12 protein-coding genes are annotated in these 16,318 nt (G+C 36.5%); 7 read left to right on the top strand and 5 right to left on the bottom strand.

Annotation, left to right across the window (positions count from 1 at the left end; genetic code table 11):
- Positions 1-725: LacI family transcriptional regulator (locus tag KKC91_12045; GenBank protein MBU0479282.1), on the bottom strand; the 725-nt coding region annotated here is incomplete at its 3' end.
- Between the two features lie 245 nt (positions 726-970).
- On the opposite strand from KKC91_12045, the gene KKC91_12040 reads away from it, so the two are divergent.
- The gene (locus tag KKC91_12040; GenBank protein ID MBU0479281.1) at positions 971-1,351 is read left to right on the top strand and encodes a hypothetical protein; all 381 of its coding nucleotides are present in this window, start codon (positions 971-973) and stop codon (positions 1,349-1,351) included.
- Position 1,352: 1 nt separating this feature from the next.
- Positions 1,353-2,258, top strand: coding sequence for a tyrosine recombinase XerC (gene xerC / locus KKC91_12035; protein ID MBU0479280.1), 906 nt, complete (start codon positions 1,353-1,355; stop codon positions 2,256-2,258).
- Here the strand turns inward: xerC and KKC91_12030 are convergent.
- Both KKC91_12030 and KKC91_12025 read right to left on the bottom strand, forming a co-directional pair.
- Complete coding sequence (locus tag KKC91_12030; GenBank protein MBU0479279.1) at positions 2,243-3,532, bottom strand: NAD(P)/FAD-dependent oxidoreductase; 1,290 nt, start codon at positions 3,530-3,532, stop codon at positions 2,243-2,245. The two genes, xerC and KKC91_12030, sit on opposite strands and share 16 nt — an antisense overlap.
- Positions 3,532-4,794 carry a DEAD/DEAH box helicase gene (locus tag KKC91_12025; GenBank protein MBU0479278.1) on the bottom strand — a complete coding sequence of 421 codons (1,263 nt, stop codon included), beginning with the start codon at positions 4,792-4,794 and terminating at the stop codon, positions 3,532-3,534. The genes KKC91_12030 and KKC91_12025 overlap by 1 nt, the downstream gene beginning before the upstream one ends.
- A 153-nt stretch (positions 4,795-4,947) precedes the next feature.
- Here KKC91_12025 and hslV point away from each other — a divergent pair, with 153 nt between their 5' ends.
- Positions 4,948-5,475 carry an ATP-dependent protease subunit HslV gene (hslV, locus tag KKC91_12020; GenBank protein MBU0479277.1) on the top strand — a complete coding sequence of 176 codons (528 nt, stop codon included), beginning with the start codon at positions 4,948-4,950 and terminating at the stop codon, positions 5,473-5,475.
- 13 nt (positions 5,476-5,488) lie between these two features.
- Complete coding sequence (hslU, locus tag KKC91_12015) at positions 5,489-6,823, top strand: ATP-dependent protease ATPase subunit HslU (protein ID MBU0479276.1); 1,335 nt, start codon at positions 5,489-5,491, stop codon at positions 6,821-6,823.
- Between the two features lie 65 nt (positions 6,824-6,888).
- Here the strand turns inward: hslU and KKC91_12010 are convergent, their stop codons facing one another.
- Together KKC91_12010 and KKC91_12005 are read right to left on the bottom strand one after the other, a co-directional pair.
- Positions 6,889-7,137: an EamA family transporter gene (locus KKC91_12010; GenBank protein ID MBU0479275.1), complete on the bottom strand. Its 249-nt coding sequence runs from the start codon at positions 7,135-7,137 to the stop codon at positions 6,889-6,891.
- 40 nt (positions 7,138-7,177) lie between these two features.
- A complete protein-coding gene (locus KKC91_12005; GenBank protein ID MBU0479274.1) occupies positions 7,178-7,684 on the bottom strand; it encodes an NYN domain-containing protein in 507 nt (168 codons plus the stop codon).
- Between the two features lie 150 nt (positions 7,685-7,834).
- Between KKC91_12005 and KKC91_12000 the strand changes: the two genes are divergently transcribed.
- The 3 genes from KKC91_12000 to KKC91_11990 all read left to right on the top strand — a co-directional run bounded on the left by KKC91_12000 (position 7,835) and on the right by KKC91_11990 (position 16,099).
- The gene (locus KKC91_12000) at positions 7,835-11,602 is read left to right on the top strand and encodes a DUF3857 domain-containing protein (protein MBU0479273.1); all 3,768 of its coding nucleotides are present in this window, start codon (positions 7,835-7,837) and stop codon (positions 11,600-11,602) included.
- Complete coding sequence (locus KKC91_11995; GenBank protein ID MBU0479272.1) at positions 11,602-15,360, top strand: tetratricopeptide repeat protein; 3,759 nt, start codon at positions 11,602-11,604, stop codon at positions 15,358-15,360. Before KKC91_12000 ends, KKC91_11995 begins: the two co-directional genes overlap by 1 nt.
- 124 nt (positions 15,361-15,484) lie before the next feature.
- Positions 15,485-16,099: a LacI family transcriptional regulator gene (locus tag KKC91_11990; protein MBU0479271.1), complete on the top strand. Its 615-nt coding sequence runs from the start codon at positions 15,485-15,487 to the stop codon at positions 16,097-16,099.
- Positions 16,100-16,318 lie beyond the last annotated feature (219 nt).

The raw sequence follows: 16,318 nt of genomic DNA, 5'->3' as shown, positions 1-16,318 counted from the left end.
TATGCAGCTTGTGTGGTAAAATCAGTCTCTAAAATAAGACTCTCATCAACTGCAATGCTGGATTGTCTGAGTATTTCTCTGTATCCTTGCTCAATTTCACGAGAAAAGTAATGATTCGAAAAACCCTTGATAAGTACAATCTGCTTACGTCCTGTGGACAGTAAATGACGGATTGCAAGCCGCGCTGCCTCAACATTGTCGAAACCTACTGATTCATAAGGATAATCCAGACCAGGATCTCCAGTATTATCCACCAGGATTGCCCGTGGAACAATCTCAAGTATTGCTCTTAACTGTTCCAACGGGAAATATCCCACTATTAAGGTGCCAGTAGTAAGAGACTGCCTAAGTCTTTCTCGCAGGGATAAAAACTGGGTGTATTCGCCATTATATGTGCGGATAAGGCAATCATGACCATGTTTGGCAAGCTCTTCTTCAATCGAGGTTAGGAGCTTGGAATAAAATAGAGGTTGTATCCTGCCAAATGTACCAAAGACTATATCTACTGCAGGTCGAACCGCTTGTTTGATATCACGCGGGCGGCCTGATTTGACATTGCGATGATAACCAATTTTCTCTGCTGCCTGGAGGATTCGATCGCGTGTGGATTTTTTGACAGGCGAATTTTCGCGCAGAGCACGGCTAACAGTCATAACGCTAACTCCACATTCTTCTGCAATAGAAGCAATAGATTTTGAGTTATTCTTCTGCTTTTTCTTCATCATGCTATTATTTTACCACAACAAATGTTAAAGTCAAGAACTTTTTATAATAACCAAAAAGCAGGTTTACCATATTGCCACAGCTTCCTGAATTTGAATTGTAGGTTTATTCATGGTAGCATTAATATTTAAATTAAATTAGAAGAAAGGCTAATATCAAAAATTTAAATACCATAATACTGCTTCTGCTAATCTTATTTGAAACACATCCAGCTTTTTGTAAGGAGAAAAAGCAGATATCTATTGGCTTGCACGAGCGAACAAGCGAGGATACAAGTATAGTCACTTCGCGTGAACCAAGATGGCACGGGGCTACACAGGTTGATAAGAAAGCTGCGCTCATATTATATGATAGTAGTGAATATATCCTAGAAATACGGGTTGATAAAAAAATCGGGTTTATAGAGATTTTTGTTGATTCAATATTCAGAGAGCTAGTTAACAACAACTCTTCAAAAGCTACTATAGAAATAGAGAGGTTGTGGAGACTAGCTTCTGAAAATCTGCAGACTGACGCGTTTTCTATGAGGATAAAATGGATAGGATATAAGGAATCCAAGGCATTAGTGGCAGACGTGTTTTATATCAAAAATTCCGATAAAATAAAAATCAGGACATATACCCATTAAAATGGATATCAAGGCATATGCAAACGAATTTATTACATATCTGGAAATTGAGCGCAATGTGTCAGAATATACTATTAAAGCTTACTCATCTGACATTAAGCAATTCTTAGAATTTTTAAAATCAAATAAAGAAGAATTGGCAAACATTACACACAGAACTATAAGGAAATTTCTGGCGCATTTACAAAACAAAGGCTGCTCAAATAAATCAACAGGAAGAAAACTCGCTACAATCAGGTCTTTTTTTAAGTTTCTTGTAAGAGAAGGATATCAAAAAGCAAATCCAACACTGGTTGTTTCTAGCCCGAAAACCGATAAAAAATTGCCGGAATTTCTTACTGTAGAGAATATGATTAAATTAATAGAAAAACCTGACGAAAATGATGTATTAGGAATAAGAGATAGAGCTATATTCGAAACACTCTATTCAACAGGCATAAGAGTTGGAGAACTTACGCATCTTAATATCTATGACATAGATTTTGGCGGCGGAACTATAAAGGTTAAGGGCAAAGGGAACAAACAACGCATTGTTCCTATTGGGGATACAGCTCTGGATGTAATAAACAGATATTCTGCTGTTAGAAGCACATTATTCAATAATAAAAATATCGGCATAACTGAGGACAGACAAGCATTATTTCTTGATAAATGGGGAGGCAGGCTTACTTCAAGAAGTGTTGAGAGAATTGTACATAAGCACATTGTAGGAATTCCAAAAACGTTAGGAATCACTCCGCATACTTTCAGGCACAGCTTTGCAACACATCTTTTGGATGCTGGTGCTGATCTCAGATCCGTGCAGGAACTGCTTGGCCATGTAAGTTTATCAACAACACAAATATACACTCATCTTACACCTGAAAAACTGAAAAGAACGTATAAAAAAGCTCACCCAAGAGCATGAACCCTGTTAGCTCTGCCTGCAATCCATCCAGTTGAAAAAGCGGCTTGCAGATTAAATCCTCCTGTGTCAGCATCAATGTCAATAATTTCACCCGCAAAATATAGGCCTTTAACAAGTTTCGATTCCATTGTTTGGGAATTGATCTCTTTTATGCAGATTCCGCCGGATGTTACAATGGCGTGATTAAATGACCTGTAACCTGTCACTTCAAATTGGAACTCTTTCAGCAGCATCCTAAGTTCTTTACGTTCTTTAGAATTAATCTGGCTCAGTTGCTTTTCCTCTGGAATCTTTAATTTCTCGATAAATACCGGAACTAGTTTCTCTGGCAGCAGTTTTTTTAGTAAATGCTTAAAACCTTGTTTGCTGTGCTCAGTTATTTCTCTTATTATTCTCTGGTCAATCGTTTTGTGATTAAGTGCAGGTTTTAAATCTATGGAGATAAATACCTTTTGCTTATCATCAACAAGCTTTACAATGGTTTTGCTTAAGGAGAGAATTATCGGACCGGAAAGACCAAAATCAGTAAACAACATTTCACCAAACCGTTCATCAACCTTTTTGTTTCCGCACCATACTTGCGCTTTTGCGTTTTTTAAGCTTAATCCCTGAAGCTTTTTTGCAATACCGCCTCTAGTTTCAACAGGTACAAGAGATGGAGAAATAGGTGTAATTGTATGTCCAAGCTGAGATGCTAGCTTAAATCCTGCTCCAGTCGAACCAGTTCTGGGATATGATTTTCCTCCGGTTGCAAGCACAACTTTATCTGTTTTTATTTGAATGCGTTGAGCGTTTTTATTGCCTGCAGGATTTCTCTTATTAACTGCAATAACAAAACTATTATCAGATAATTTCGTAATACTAATTACTTCTGAATTAGTAGAAATGGGAATATTCAGTGATTTTACTTTGTTGAGCAAAGCGTTTGCAATATCCCCTGCATCATCATTTTCCGGAAAGTAACGCCCTCCTCGTTCAAGCTTAAACTGAACACCCAGCTTTTCAAAGTATTTAATAAGGTCTGTATTAAAAAAATTCGCGAAAGCAAACTTCAGGAACCTTCCGTTTTTGCCAAAATGCGAAATAAAATCCTCTAATACAGCATCGTTGGTAATGTTGCATCGTCCTTTTCCTGAAATTTTTAGTTTCAGCGCAGGTGTATGCATTTTTTCAAGAATTAATATCTTCGCGGAGGAGTTATAGCTCTCAATAGCCGCAATTAAACCTGCCGGCCCTGCGCCGATAATGATAATGTCATATTGATTTTTAAACATTATCTGGAAAACCTTGATGAGTTTGTTCTATTTTGTTTTTTATTCTTCGCAGTAAAATATTCTTGTCTTCTTTGTTGTTTCTCTTTGTCCCATTCCTTCTTTTCGTTTCCTGTCATTGGCTTTTCTGTTTGAGGATAAGGGTTTTCTTTGACAAGTTCTATTTTCTGGTTTATCAATTTTTCGATATCTTTTATATAAGCATTTTCTTCAGGTTCGCAAAGGGATATAGCATTACCTTCTTCCCCTGCTCTACCGGATCTACCTATCCTGTGGACGTATGTTTCGGCTACATTTGGTATATCATAATTGATGACATATTTTAGTTTGTCAATGTCAATACCTCTTGCGGCAATATCTGTTGCCACCAACACCCTAATTTCTCCGGCTTTAAATTGCGCCAGGACTTTTTGCCTTTGATTTTGCTCTTTGTCACCATGTATAGCTGCTGATTTAATCTTATATTTTTTAAGGTCACGATCTATTTTGTCAGCACCACGTTTTGTTCTGGAAAACAATAATACCTGATCTATCTTTTGATACTGAAGTATATGACGCAGCAAATCTTTCTTACTTGATCTATTGGTATAATACAGATATTGCTTTATAGTTTCAGCAGTAGAGGAAATGGGACTTACATCAACTTTCATAGGATTTCTCAAAATTTTCCTCGAAAGTTCTACAATATTATTCGGCATTGTCGCTGAAAAAAACAAAGACTGCCGTTTCGTTGGTAATTTGGCTATGATCTTTCGAATGTCATTGATAAACCCCATGTCGAGCATCCGGTCAGCTTCGTCCAGCACGAAGTATTCGACGTCATTTAATCTGATGAAGCCCTGATTTATTAAGTCCAAAAGCCTTCCAGGCGTTGCAACGAGAATATCGACACCTTTGCGAAGGGCATTCGTTTGTGCATTTTGCTTCACGCCACCGAAAACGACTGTGTTTTTGATCCCAGTGAATTTTCCATACGTAGTAAAGCTCTCTGCGATCTGAATCGCCAATTCGCGTGTGGGAGTTACGATGAGCGACTTAATTTTGCGCGGGATGTTATTATGCTGACGGGCAAGAAAGAGGTGCTGCAGGATTGGAATAGCAAAAGCCGCTGTTTTACCTGTCCCGGTTTGAGCACTGCCTAATACATCATTTCTTTTTAGAATGAGTGGAATAGCTTTAACTTGTATTGATGTAGGCTCAGTATACCTTTCCTCTTTGAGAGCCTTTAAGATAGGCTCAATAATTCCCAGTTTTCTAAATAGCATCATTATCTAATTTTCACCCCTAAATTAAAATAGCATTGTAACACAAATATTTTGATATTTTTTGATTTTTAATTCATTGCTTGCAAAGATACAAGATGTTATATTAATGGAGATTTTTTTGGGATTTAAAAACTAGTTCAGGGAGGAAGAAAAATGACACGCTCAACTACAATCCTTACTGTAAGGCATAAGGGAAAGGTAGCTATAGGTGGTGATGGGCAGGTTACACAGGGCGAAACTATTATGAAGCAGAATGCAAAAAAACTACGCAGATTGTATAACGATCAAGTGCTGGTTGGTTTTGCAGGAGCAACGGCAGATGCTTTTACCCTGTTTGAAAGGTTTGAGAAAAAGCTTGAGGAATATAACGGCAACCTTCAGCGGGCTGCAATTGAGCTTGCAAAAGACTGGCGCACAGATAGAGTTCTAAGGCGGCTAGAGTCTTTGCTCGCTGTTGTCAATAAGGATTATTCACTTCTTATATCTGGAACGGGAGATGTTATTGAGCCAAGTGACGGAGTATTAGCCATAGGTTCAGGAGGTCCTTATGCGCTTGCTGCAGCTAAAGCGCTAATAAAATATTCAGACCTCTCAGCAGCAGAAATCGTTAAGGAAGCCATTTTAATAGCATCTTCAATATGCATATATACGAACGATCAGATAGTTGTAGAGAAACTCTAGGGAGGAAATTCTAATGGATGCATTAACACCAAAACAAGTTGTAAAAGAACTTGATAAATATATTATCGGACAAAACAATGCAAAGAAGTCTGTTGCTATAGCTTTGAGAAACAGATGGCGCAGACAAAAACTACCTTTAGAATTGCGCGATGAAGTTGCTCCAAAGAATATTATTATGATCGGACCAACAGGCATAGGGAAAACAGAAATTGCCAGACGCCTTGCGCGATTGGCTCAGGTGCCATTCCTTAAGGTTGAGGCGTCAAAATATACAGAAATTGGCTATGTTGGTAGAGACGTAGAATCTATGATAAGGGATCTGACTGATCTTGCAGTAAAGATGATAAGAGATGCTGAGAGCCGCCGCGTTGAGATCAATGCTTCTGAGCTTGCAGAGGAAAGACTGTTAGATCTGCTCCTGCCTCCTGCAAAAAGCAAAACTAACGATAAGGAAAAGGAAGCTCAAATTAAAAGAACGCGGGAAAAGTTAAAAATGAGACTTACTGACGGCAAGCTTGATAATAGAATGGTTGAACTCGAGACGAAAAATCACATAATGCCAATGGTTGAAATCTTCTCAAGCTCCGGCATAGAAGAAATGGGAATAAATTTTAATGACATGTTTTCTAAAATGATGCCAAAACAGAGCAAGAAAAGAAAAGCAACTATTAAGGAAGCAAGACGTATCCTCACTCAGGAAGAAGCGGCAAAACTGCTTGACATGGATGAGATTATTCGTACTGCTATATCCAAAGTAGAAAATGCCGGCATAGTATTTATCGATGAGCTTGATAAGATTGCAGGCACTAAGTCGCAATCCGGCCCTGATGTGTCAAGGGAGGGAGTACAGAGAGATATACTGCCTATTGTGGAAGGAACAACTGTTGCAACAAAATATGGAATGGTAAAGACAGACCATATTCTATTTATAGCGGCTGGCGCCTTTCATGTGAGTAAACCCTCAGACCTTATCCCTGAACTGCAGGGAAGATTTCCGATAAGAGTTGAACTCTCAAGTTTAAGCGAAGGTGATTTTGAGAAAATACTCACACAACCCCGCAACGCATTGATTAAACAATACATAGCGCTTCTGGAAACAGAAAATGTTAAGATTGAGTTTACAAAAGATGCTGTTCGTGAAATTGCCTCTATAGCATTTAAGATAAATCAGGAAACAGAGAATATAGGAGCTAGACGCCTTTACACTGTTGTGGAAAAAATGCTGGAGGATATATCCTTCAATGCGCCTGAGGAGAGCGGAAAAAAAATATCTATAAATGCAGCATATGTAAAGAAAAAAATGGAAGGATTTGTGGAGGATATCGACGTTACAAGGTATATTTTATGAAAACCAATTTTCAATTGGTTAGGCTGTAACTTATCTGATACCAACGAGTACTGCTCCAACTCCAATTAAAGTAATGCCGCACCTGATAATACAAGAAAGACCACATTTTTAGAGGTGACTGCTCTAATAGATTGAAACTGCTTAGTAACAAGAAGAAACATCGTGGTAAAAATTAAGATAATGATTGTTCTGATAAACACTGCGAAATCAGAATTGATATTTCTTATTCCGATTTTCGCAAAGATAGCAGTCAGTGAAGCGAAAAAGGCTGACAGCAATGCCCAAAACTGCCAATGAAATAATATCTGTTTCATCCTTTTCTACATTCTAACGGCAGAGTTGAGTGACGAGTTATTATAAACTTCTTTCCACATTTATCTTTCTTGGTGCTTTATATACAAACCAATCTTCTTTTATTATTTCATGAAAATAGTCTGCTTCATCAATTAATATTTTGGCAGTTGTTTCTCTTACCGCAGCAATTTCTACCCTTACCCCTTCCCCTTTCAGATGCAAAACCAAATCCACAAAATCCGAATCTCCTGACATAATGATAATGGTGTCAACCTTTGAAGCGAGTTGCGTTGCTTTGATAGAAAGTGGAATATCGGCAGATTTATGACACGGAATAACAGAACCATAATAGTTTTCATGTAATCTATCAGCGAATTTTGAAGATATGGACCTACCTTCCCTAAAATAAATTAGCCTGTTTAATCCTCTATTATTTAGCAATTTCGGAATCAACTTATCAAAATTGATCATTGCGTTTTTTGTTTTAGAGAGTTCATGGATACTCCGTTCAATATTGTTCCCATCGCATAGTATAGCCACCGATTGATTAATTAAAATATTTTCCATAATTATTTATAACCTTAATTATTGAATCTTTACTGTTACTTTAATGCCACTGTACTAAGGATTGCTCAAAAAATCAACAAAAAATGGGAAATTTCTTAATTTTAAATTATTGCTTGTAAAGCCGCAAGATGTTATATTAATGAGGGATTTGTGAAGGATGTTTATACTACAAGTATGTATCGTATGAAGATTAATTCAAAATTTTTCTTTTTTATTCTTATTGCTATTTCTATACTTTCCCTCTCTATTGCAGGTTATACAACTCCAAATATAGATGATATCAGCAGATTAGAAAACTCGGGACTATCTGAGGAGGCAAAGGGAAATTGCGACAAGGCGTTTATATCTTACGAAAAACTGATTAGGAATACTTCTGATAGTGTACAGCAGGAGGTATATCTAAGAAGAATTTTTGATATGCGTTTCAGCATCAGTAATAAAACAAACGTCTTAAAAATCTGTAAATATATAAGAAAAGGAAGGAAATCTAACCCATCACTAAAATCTCTTGCTAAATGGTTTATGCTGCAGCTATGCCTTGAAGATGGGAAAATTGAGGCGGCAAAGAGCTTGTGCGCAAAACTTGGTTTTATTCAAAACTGGTTTGTAATAGGTCCATTTGACAATGATGGGAAAACAGGTTTTGACAAAGAATACCCGCCTGAGACGGAAATAAAAATTTCTTCTGAATATCAGGGTAAGGATAGAAAAGTAAAATGGAGACATATAAATATTGAATCTCCATTGGGATTCACTGACCTTGGAGCTATTTTCAGACCAAATAAAAATACCTGTAGTTATTTACTAACATTTGTTAAATCAAATAAGAAAAGAGAAGTCGCATTTAGAATAGGGCATGATGATGCAATTAAGATATGGCTAAATAACAGCTTGGTTTTTAGTGATAATAATTACCATGCTGCACGATTTGATCAGAGTCATGCAAGAGTCATTCTTAACAAAGGATGGAACAAAATCCTGATTAAGCTCTGTCAAAAGCAGGAGAAGTGGGAATTGCTCTTCAGGATAACATCTCCAGACGGCAACCGTATATCAAGACTAAAGGTTCGCGCAAATTTACCTGCAAAGATAGCAGAACATGTTCCTGTGGAAGATACTGACACCAGTTCAGGAAACATATCCCGTCTTGAAGAAAGCATCAAAACCGACGCGGGTAATGCGCAACTCTATTATTATTTAGCATATCTTCTCAATAAAAGCATGCCGTATGATGAAACCAAACATAAGGATTTTCTATGTATAACAAAAGCGATTCAGCTAAATCCTGATAATCCTTTCTATAGCTATCTTGGAGCAAATCTTGCGCATCAACCAAACAAAAGAAGGGAACTGTTAGAGAAAACTATTAAATTAGATCCTAATTTTACAATAGCCTTTTATCAACTGGCAAAATATTACTTAAATGCTGATAACCTGACAAAAGCCCTGGATATAGTTAATAAATGTCTTGATATTAATCCATCATTTTTCCCGGCAACTTGTCTAAAAATCTCTATTTACTCAAAACAGGGTTTAACTCCGCTTATTCCTCCTTTGCTTGAGGGGATAAAAGATGCTCCTACATATAAGAAAGAAACACAGAATAGTATAATTTGCTATTATGAGCATCATCGTTCACAGGAAGAAACCTTAGCACAACTCCGAAAGCTTTCAGAGATAGATTTTATGGATAATTATGCAAGAGAGAAAATTATTAAAATTTTACTAAATATGAGCAAGGATTCAGAAGCCTTGAATAGGCTCTGTGAAATGGCAACCTTGAACCCGTACGATACTAATATCCCTCTGCAGAGGGCAAAAATATATGCCAACAGATACCAATTTCATAAAGCTATTAAGGTATGTAATCAAGCAATTATAATCTGCCCAGAGAACTATGAAATACTTTCAAGTTTAGGACTTCTGCATCGACGCATTGGTAATTACGAAAAGTTTGAGGGGTTTGTCAATGAGGCGTTGAAAATAAAGCCTGACTATACATGGCTCAGAAAATACGCTGAATTTTTGAGTCCAAAGAAAGAAGCGTATGAAGAGAATTTTACAGAGAACATAGCAGCAATAATCAATTCTGCAAATAACCTAAAACAGACTGATAGCGAAGCTGTTTATCTGCTTGATAAAGCAATCTCACGGGTATATATGGATGGCACTTCGTCTGAATATGTACATCAAGTCATTAAAGTTCTTACAGATAAAGGGGTAAAGGATTTTAGCCATCTCAACATATATTATGTTCCCGGAGATCAGGAAGTTATTATTAAAAAAGCATGCATTATAAAAAAAGATGGAACAATAAGAGATTATTATAAATTCTCTGACGCGTCCACATCCAGCCCAGAGTACAGAACATACTATGATTACAGAAGAAAAACCATTAAGTTTAGTTCTCTTGAAAAAGGGGATATTGTTGATTTTGAATACAAGGTCAACGATATAGGGGGCAATATATATGGTGATTACTTTGGAAATATGTTTTTGTTTAAAGACACAAATCCTATAATTTTTTCTAAATACATTCTCATTGCTCCAAAACGCCGCAAATTTTATTTTTATAGCCCAAAGCTCCATATCATTCCCCAAAAAATTTATGATAAACATGCAGAGACTATCAGCTATATTTGGGAGAAAAGAAATATTGAAAAAATAGACAGAGAGTTGAGTATGCCTCCTTACCAAGAGATTACTCCGTATCTGCTTATATCTACATTTAAGGATTGGACAGATACAGCCAGGTGGTACGCTGATCTTACAAGGGACCAGATGGAATCATCTCCTGAAATAAAAAAGATAGTAGCTTCATTAACAGAAAATAAGAATACAGAAATTGATAAGATTGGAGCTATATATAATTATGTTGTTAAGAAAATTAGATACGTAGCTCTGGAGTTCGGCATACATGGTTATAAGCCATATAAAGCATACCAGGTATTTAGCAGGAAATTCGGTGACTGCAAGGATAAAGCTCTACTGATTATGACAATGCTTAAAGAAGCTGGGATTCCTTCAGAAATTGTACTTGTAAGAACAATATCCCTGGGCAGGTTTGATTTCTCCCAAGCCTCTCTTGGCCTATTTAATCACGCAATATGTCATATCAGACTTAAGGGTGGAAAAGAGCTCTGGCTGGATGGCACTGCTGAATATAGCAGTATCAATGAAATACCATGGATGGATCAAGGTACTCGCGTGTTTGTAGTAGACCTGAAGCGGAGAAAGGGCATATTATCTGAAATACCTGTTAGTGCAGGCATTCATAATAACCGCATCTCAGATAAAAATGTATTATTAAAAAACGATGGCAGCGCATACATTGGCGGAACAGAAATAGTTAGCGGAGCTTTCTGTCCCGGAATTAGATACTTCTTCCAAATACCTTCAAAGCAAAATGAGGAGTTTGAAAAATTATTAAACACCATATTTGAAGGTGTGCAAGTAATAAATATCCATTTCCCTGATTTATCAGGACTGGATACCCCTATAAAATACAATTATGCTGTCAGTGTGCCAAAGTTCTTAAAACCTGTTTCCGAAGGCTTTTCATTTAATCCGGTTATGTTCGGGCATAAACTTACTCAAAGGTATGCTTCAAGTAGTATACGAAAACATGATCTCTTACTTTCGTATCCATTTATGGATAACAAAACAACTGAATTCTTACTCCCACAAGGTTATGAAGCAATTCACTTACCTCAAGATGTTGAGCTGAAAAGCAAATTCGGCTCTCTATCAATGGTATATGGTAAATTACCTGATAAGATTATAGTTAAAATAAAGCTTCAGTTAGATGTCTCAAGAGTTTCGCCTGAAGAGTATTCAGAATTTCGCAAATTTGCTGCAGACGTAGATAAGAACGAAAATAAGGAAATAATAATTAAAAAGATACCCGTGGCTGAATAATGAGATTATTTAAAAATTTCGCTCTAGTAATACTTATATGCTTATTAACAGGTGCAAATGCAGCTGCTGATTCTTTGTCTCGAGGCTGGAAGGCTCTTTATCAGAACAGGTATGACGAAGCCATTGAATATTTCTCTAAAGACATTGGCCAGAATAAAAATGCAGTGTCTGCATATGAGGGGATGGCTTTTGCCTATGAAGCCAGAGGTAAATATGACGAGATGCTGAATAGCTGGCTGAAAATATTAAAGGAGGATACTGATTCTGCAAGAAGCGCGGTTATATTGCAAAGCATGTTGAACTCATCTAACAAGTTTAATAAGTTCAAGGATTATAAAAGAACTATTAAGATTCTTGAAAAGGCATTAAAAAAAGGAATAAGCAACCAGCGAAACAAGTTTCTCATAAAACAAGTTCTGGTAAAATTCTATGACCTCACTCATCAGCTAAAAAAGGCTGAAAAAATATATGATTCTTTTGGATATGTAACTGAATGGGCAGTAATAGGCCCTTTTGGCAGATTTGGGCGCTCATGTTTCTATGAGGAATTTCCGCCAGAACAAGAGATCAAATTCAATACCAGTTATCAGGGATATACAGGAGAGATTCGCTGGAGACGTTTTGATGGCATCTTCAGAAATGGCTTAGTTGATTTTAAACAGATAGTTGAGCCAAATGTTGGATGCACTTATGCGCTGACGTTTATATATTCTCCTTTTAAGCAGGATGTGGTCTTGAATCTCCAAACACCATGTACTTGGAAAGCATGGGTCAACTATCAATGTGTCTCTGTATGTGATCGATATAAGAATTTCTATCCTCTAACTAATTCATTTCCTGCTTCTCTGGAAGAAGGATGGAATTCTCTGCTTATCAAGTCTGTTTGTGAGGCAGAATTAGGCAGCTGGACACTTAAGTTAAGAGTAACTGACCAGAAAGAAAGAACCTGCACAAACCTGAAGTTTATGGATAACTTATCAACCGCATCATTGCGTGTTGTCCCGAAAGTGTTCGGGACAACACAGCAATCTAAAATTGGATTGTTTCCCCTTCTCCTTCCCCTTCGCTTTAATGACACTGAATATTTAGATAATAAAGCACTGAATTACTACTATACTGGCACACTCCTTTATTCCCATGGACTACAGGATAATGGAATAAAATATTTAAAGCTGGCTATAGAACTTCAACCTAAGTTTTCAGGATTTTTATATGCAATAGGCAAGATGTACGAACAAGCCGGATTTCTCCCAAAAATAGAAAGAGAAAATAAGGCAAAGGATTTTTACAATAAAACTGTTGAATATGACAGCCAGTATGTACCTGCTTTAGGAGCCTTGGGCCTATATTTTGAGAGAAACAAGTTATATGAAGAAGCAATAGAGAAATTTAGACATATAATAAAAATAAATTCTGAGTTTGCTCCTGGCTATGTTGATCTTGGAAGAGTTTACAGAGAGAGAGGATGGAATTTAGAAGCCACAAAATCCATTGATTTTGCTTTAAAAATCAATCCGGAGCTAAAAGATGCCTTAGTACTTAAAGCAAAGTTATACACTGACAGAACCCAGTTTAATAAAGCGGAAAGGATCTATAAAAAAATCGGTAATATACCTGTCTCTTTATTAGTCAGGCAAGGCAAATATGATCAGACAGTAGCACAGTATAATGCCAGTATAAAAGCTAATCCATTGAGAACAGATCTACGGCTGGAATTGGGTAGATTATATTCTAAATTGGGAGACCAGAGAGGCGCATACAAACAATATAAAGACATTCTGGACATTATACCAACATACAGTATGTGCTATAAACTATTGGGGAACCTCCTCTATGCTGAGCGTATGACTAATGGTGCAATAGAAGCATGGGAATCTGCCTTAAAGCTTAATCCACGTGATTATGAACTCAGAAACCTGTTAGATGAAATAAAAGCAAGTACAGCACCCTATACTCCAAAGAAATTTAATACACTAAAATTAATTTCAGACAATAAAGATCCAAGCGAACTTCCCAAGGCCTACACTGCTGCCTTATATAATGGGAAGGTTATAATTCTTAATACAGACGGCAGCTATAAAGAAACGGTACATAGGGTAGTTAAAATCCTCAGTGAAATAGGGATAGAAAAATATGGTGAAATTTATATCCCTGGGAACCTGGAAGAATTAAGAGTATTCCTTAAAGACGGAACAATACTGGAACCTGTAAAAATAGAGGGGAAGAATGCTTACTCGCTTCACGGGTTAGAGGATGGCGCAGTGGTAGAATATAAATATACAGTCGAACATAAATTATATAATATTGCTAAAGGTTATTTTAGGCTGTCTCCGTTTTATTTTCAGGTATTTAATGAAGCTCTCCTCTGGTCTCGCTATACTGTAATATTCCCCTCAGACATTAATGTGTCATATATATCTAGAAATTTAGGGAAGAATGTAGTAAAGGAAGAAAAAAACTTGGAAGGCAATAAAAAACTTGTTCAGTTTGAATGCTATAACATTCCGGGTGTTACAGAAGAAGTTATGATGCCTCCAAAAGAAGATGTATTACCAAATATTATTATAACGGCTTCTATGAAATTGGATAAAGTGAGTGATCTCTACAGAAGTTTAATTATGGGAACATCTGTTGTTACATCTATACTTAAAGACACAACTTATGAAATTATAAAGGATTGTAACACCCCTCATGAAAAGGCAGAGGCAATATACTACTATATAAACAGGACTATTAAACATAACAGCGCTAAGTTTGAACCTGCAACATCTACGTTAGCAGAAAAAAGCGGAAATAAAGCTATTTTGCTAAAAGTAATGTTAGATATAGCAGAGCTGGATGCAACTTATGTTCTTGTAAGACCCAATACATTTGCAAAAATGGCTACACCCTATTATGGCGCTTTTTCAACACCGCTTGTAAAACTTAATCTTCAGGGGAACAATGTTTGGCTTGACATAAGCAACAAATATCTTAAGTTTGGCGAAATTTCTTCGAGTTTAACAAATGGAGACGCACTTGTTTTTAATACAACTAATTATCAGATATGCAAAACTCCTCCTTTGGATCTTTCAGCTAATGGCGCAGAAACAAGTCTAGTTATAAATATTAATAGAGATATTAACGAAAAATCTGATTGTTTGGCAGAGGAAACCTATCCGGGCAATTTATCCGCTTTATTTCGACTTGTTTTTCTTGAGGGCATAGAAAAAAATCTATGGGGTAAATATATTGAAAAAGGTCTGGCAAACTCCTTTGGAGAGCCTGTATTAGAAAAGGCAGAATTCCCAAATATAGATAATCCTGAAGAGCCATTTCATATAAAATATAAATTCAAGATATCCGATTTTCTCCAACAGGTATCGGGACAAGATAATGAGTTTATATTCAACCCTATTCCTTTTAAACTTGAACTCAGCAAAAAATATATACAAAAAACCCAGCGAAAATTCCCAATCAGAATAGAGCTTGAATTTACTCCTCTATATCTAGATCAGCAGTTTGATATAAATATCCCTGACAATTTTATCATTAAGGATACACCTCAAGATATTACTGAAGAGAGTAAATTCGGTAAATATCTGGTTGAATTTACGTTCAATAAGAACACACTTAAAGTAAAACAGCATTTTGAACTTCTCCCTCAGGAAATCTCTGCCTCAGATTATCCCAAGTTTGTAGATTTCTGCCGCAGGATTGATGCTCTGGAAAAGAAAACTATTTCGCTTCAGAAAAAAACGGTCTCTGAGATAAAATAACTATTTTCTCGGAAAATTCTTGACATTAGAATCTCATATTGTATAATAACAATATGAAACGATTTATATTTTATAAATACGTGTCTTGTGCTATTGCTATTTTTGTACTCATAAAGGGGTTTATATGGCGACAGGCATAAAAGAAGTGGCTCAGGTTTCAGGAGTTGCAGTGTCAACTGTTTCAATGGCATTAAATAATACAGGAACAATTAGTGAAAACACAAGATTAAGAATAAAAGCTGTAGCAAAGGAATTAGGCTATGTTCCCAGTCCTCTTGCAAGAAGTCTGATACTCAAAAAAACAGACACTATAGGGGTAGTTATTCCAAATGATGTAAATCCAGTGTATATGGAAACTTGTAAACATATTGAGATAGAAGCAAAGAAAAAGGGGTATAAAACATATTTATTTTTAGAAGATGTGAATTCCAGTAATGAGCGTCTGTTTCTGGAGACAGTGTATCAAAGGGTAGTAGATGGATTAATTTTAAACTCTCCCTTATTGGAGGAGAATAGGGATTATTTCCCTAAATTACAGAAAGATAATATCCCTGTAGTCTTCCGGAGTAAGATGGATGGTTTTAAAAATATAGATTGGATATCAATTGATGGAGAAAAGGAAGGTTTTATTGTAACAAAGCATTTAATTGAGATGGGACATAAAAAAATTGGTTGTGTGGAAACCACTCACAGGAGAAGAATGATAAGCGGACCCAGTAGGGCATACGTGTTAAGTTAAGCGATGCATTTTCTGATTATGGGTTTCTCAATTTCGAGTATTGGATCACATTGAGTTTCCATGATTTCGAGAGTGGTCGGGCGTGATCGCTGTCGGTTTTTGAGACAAGCGGGAATGATAGATTTGATCTGGTCTCGCAAGTAAGCAATGGCTTCAAGGGTGGAACAGAGCAATATGCGAAAAAGGGTGAAAGCGCGTTCCTGAAATCGTTTGTAGAAT

It is taken from the genome of bacterium (assembly GCA_018812485.1).
Taxonomy (GTDB): domain Bacteria; phylum JAHJDO01; class JAHJDO01; order JAHJDO01; family JAHJDO01; genus JAHJDO01.
The sequence above is the reverse complement of the archived record's forward strand: the minus strand, read 5'-3'. Positions and strand labels throughout refer to the sequence as shown.

Coding starts and splice junctions, on each gene's coding strand:
- hslU (MBU0479276.1), top strand. CDS start 5,489: ATGGATGCATTAACACCAAAACAAGTTGTAAAAGAACTTGATAAATAT.
- KKC91_12005 (MBU0479274.1), bottom strand. CDS start 7,684: ATGGAAAATATTTTAATTAATCAATCGGTGGCTATACTATGCGATGGG.
- KKC91_12025 (MBU0479278.1), bottom strand. CDS start 4,794: ATGCTATTTAGAAAACTGGGAATTATTGAGCCTATCTTAAAGGCTCTC.
- hslV (MBU0479277.1), top strand. CDS start 4,948: ATGACACGCTCAACTACAATCCTTACTGTAAGGCATAAGGGAAAGGTA.
- KKC91_11990 (MBU0479271.1), top strand. CDS start 15,485: ATGGCGACAGGCATAAAAGAAGTGGCTCAGGTTTCAGGAGTTGCAGTG.
- xerC (MBU0479280.1), top strand. CDS start 1,353: ATGGATATCAAGGCATATGCAAACGAATTTATTACATATCTGGAAATT.
- KKC91_11995 (MBU0479272.1), top strand. CDS start 11,602: ATGAGATTATTTAAAAATTTCGCTCTAGTAATACTTATATGCTTATTA.
- KKC91_12030 (MBU0479279.1), bottom strand. CDS start 3,532: ATGTTTAAAAATCAATATGACATTATCATTATCGGCGCAGGGCCGGCA.
- KKC91_12010 (MBU0479275.1), bottom strand. CDS start 7,137: ATGAAACAGATATTATTTCATTGGCAGTTTTGGGCATTGCTGTCAGCC.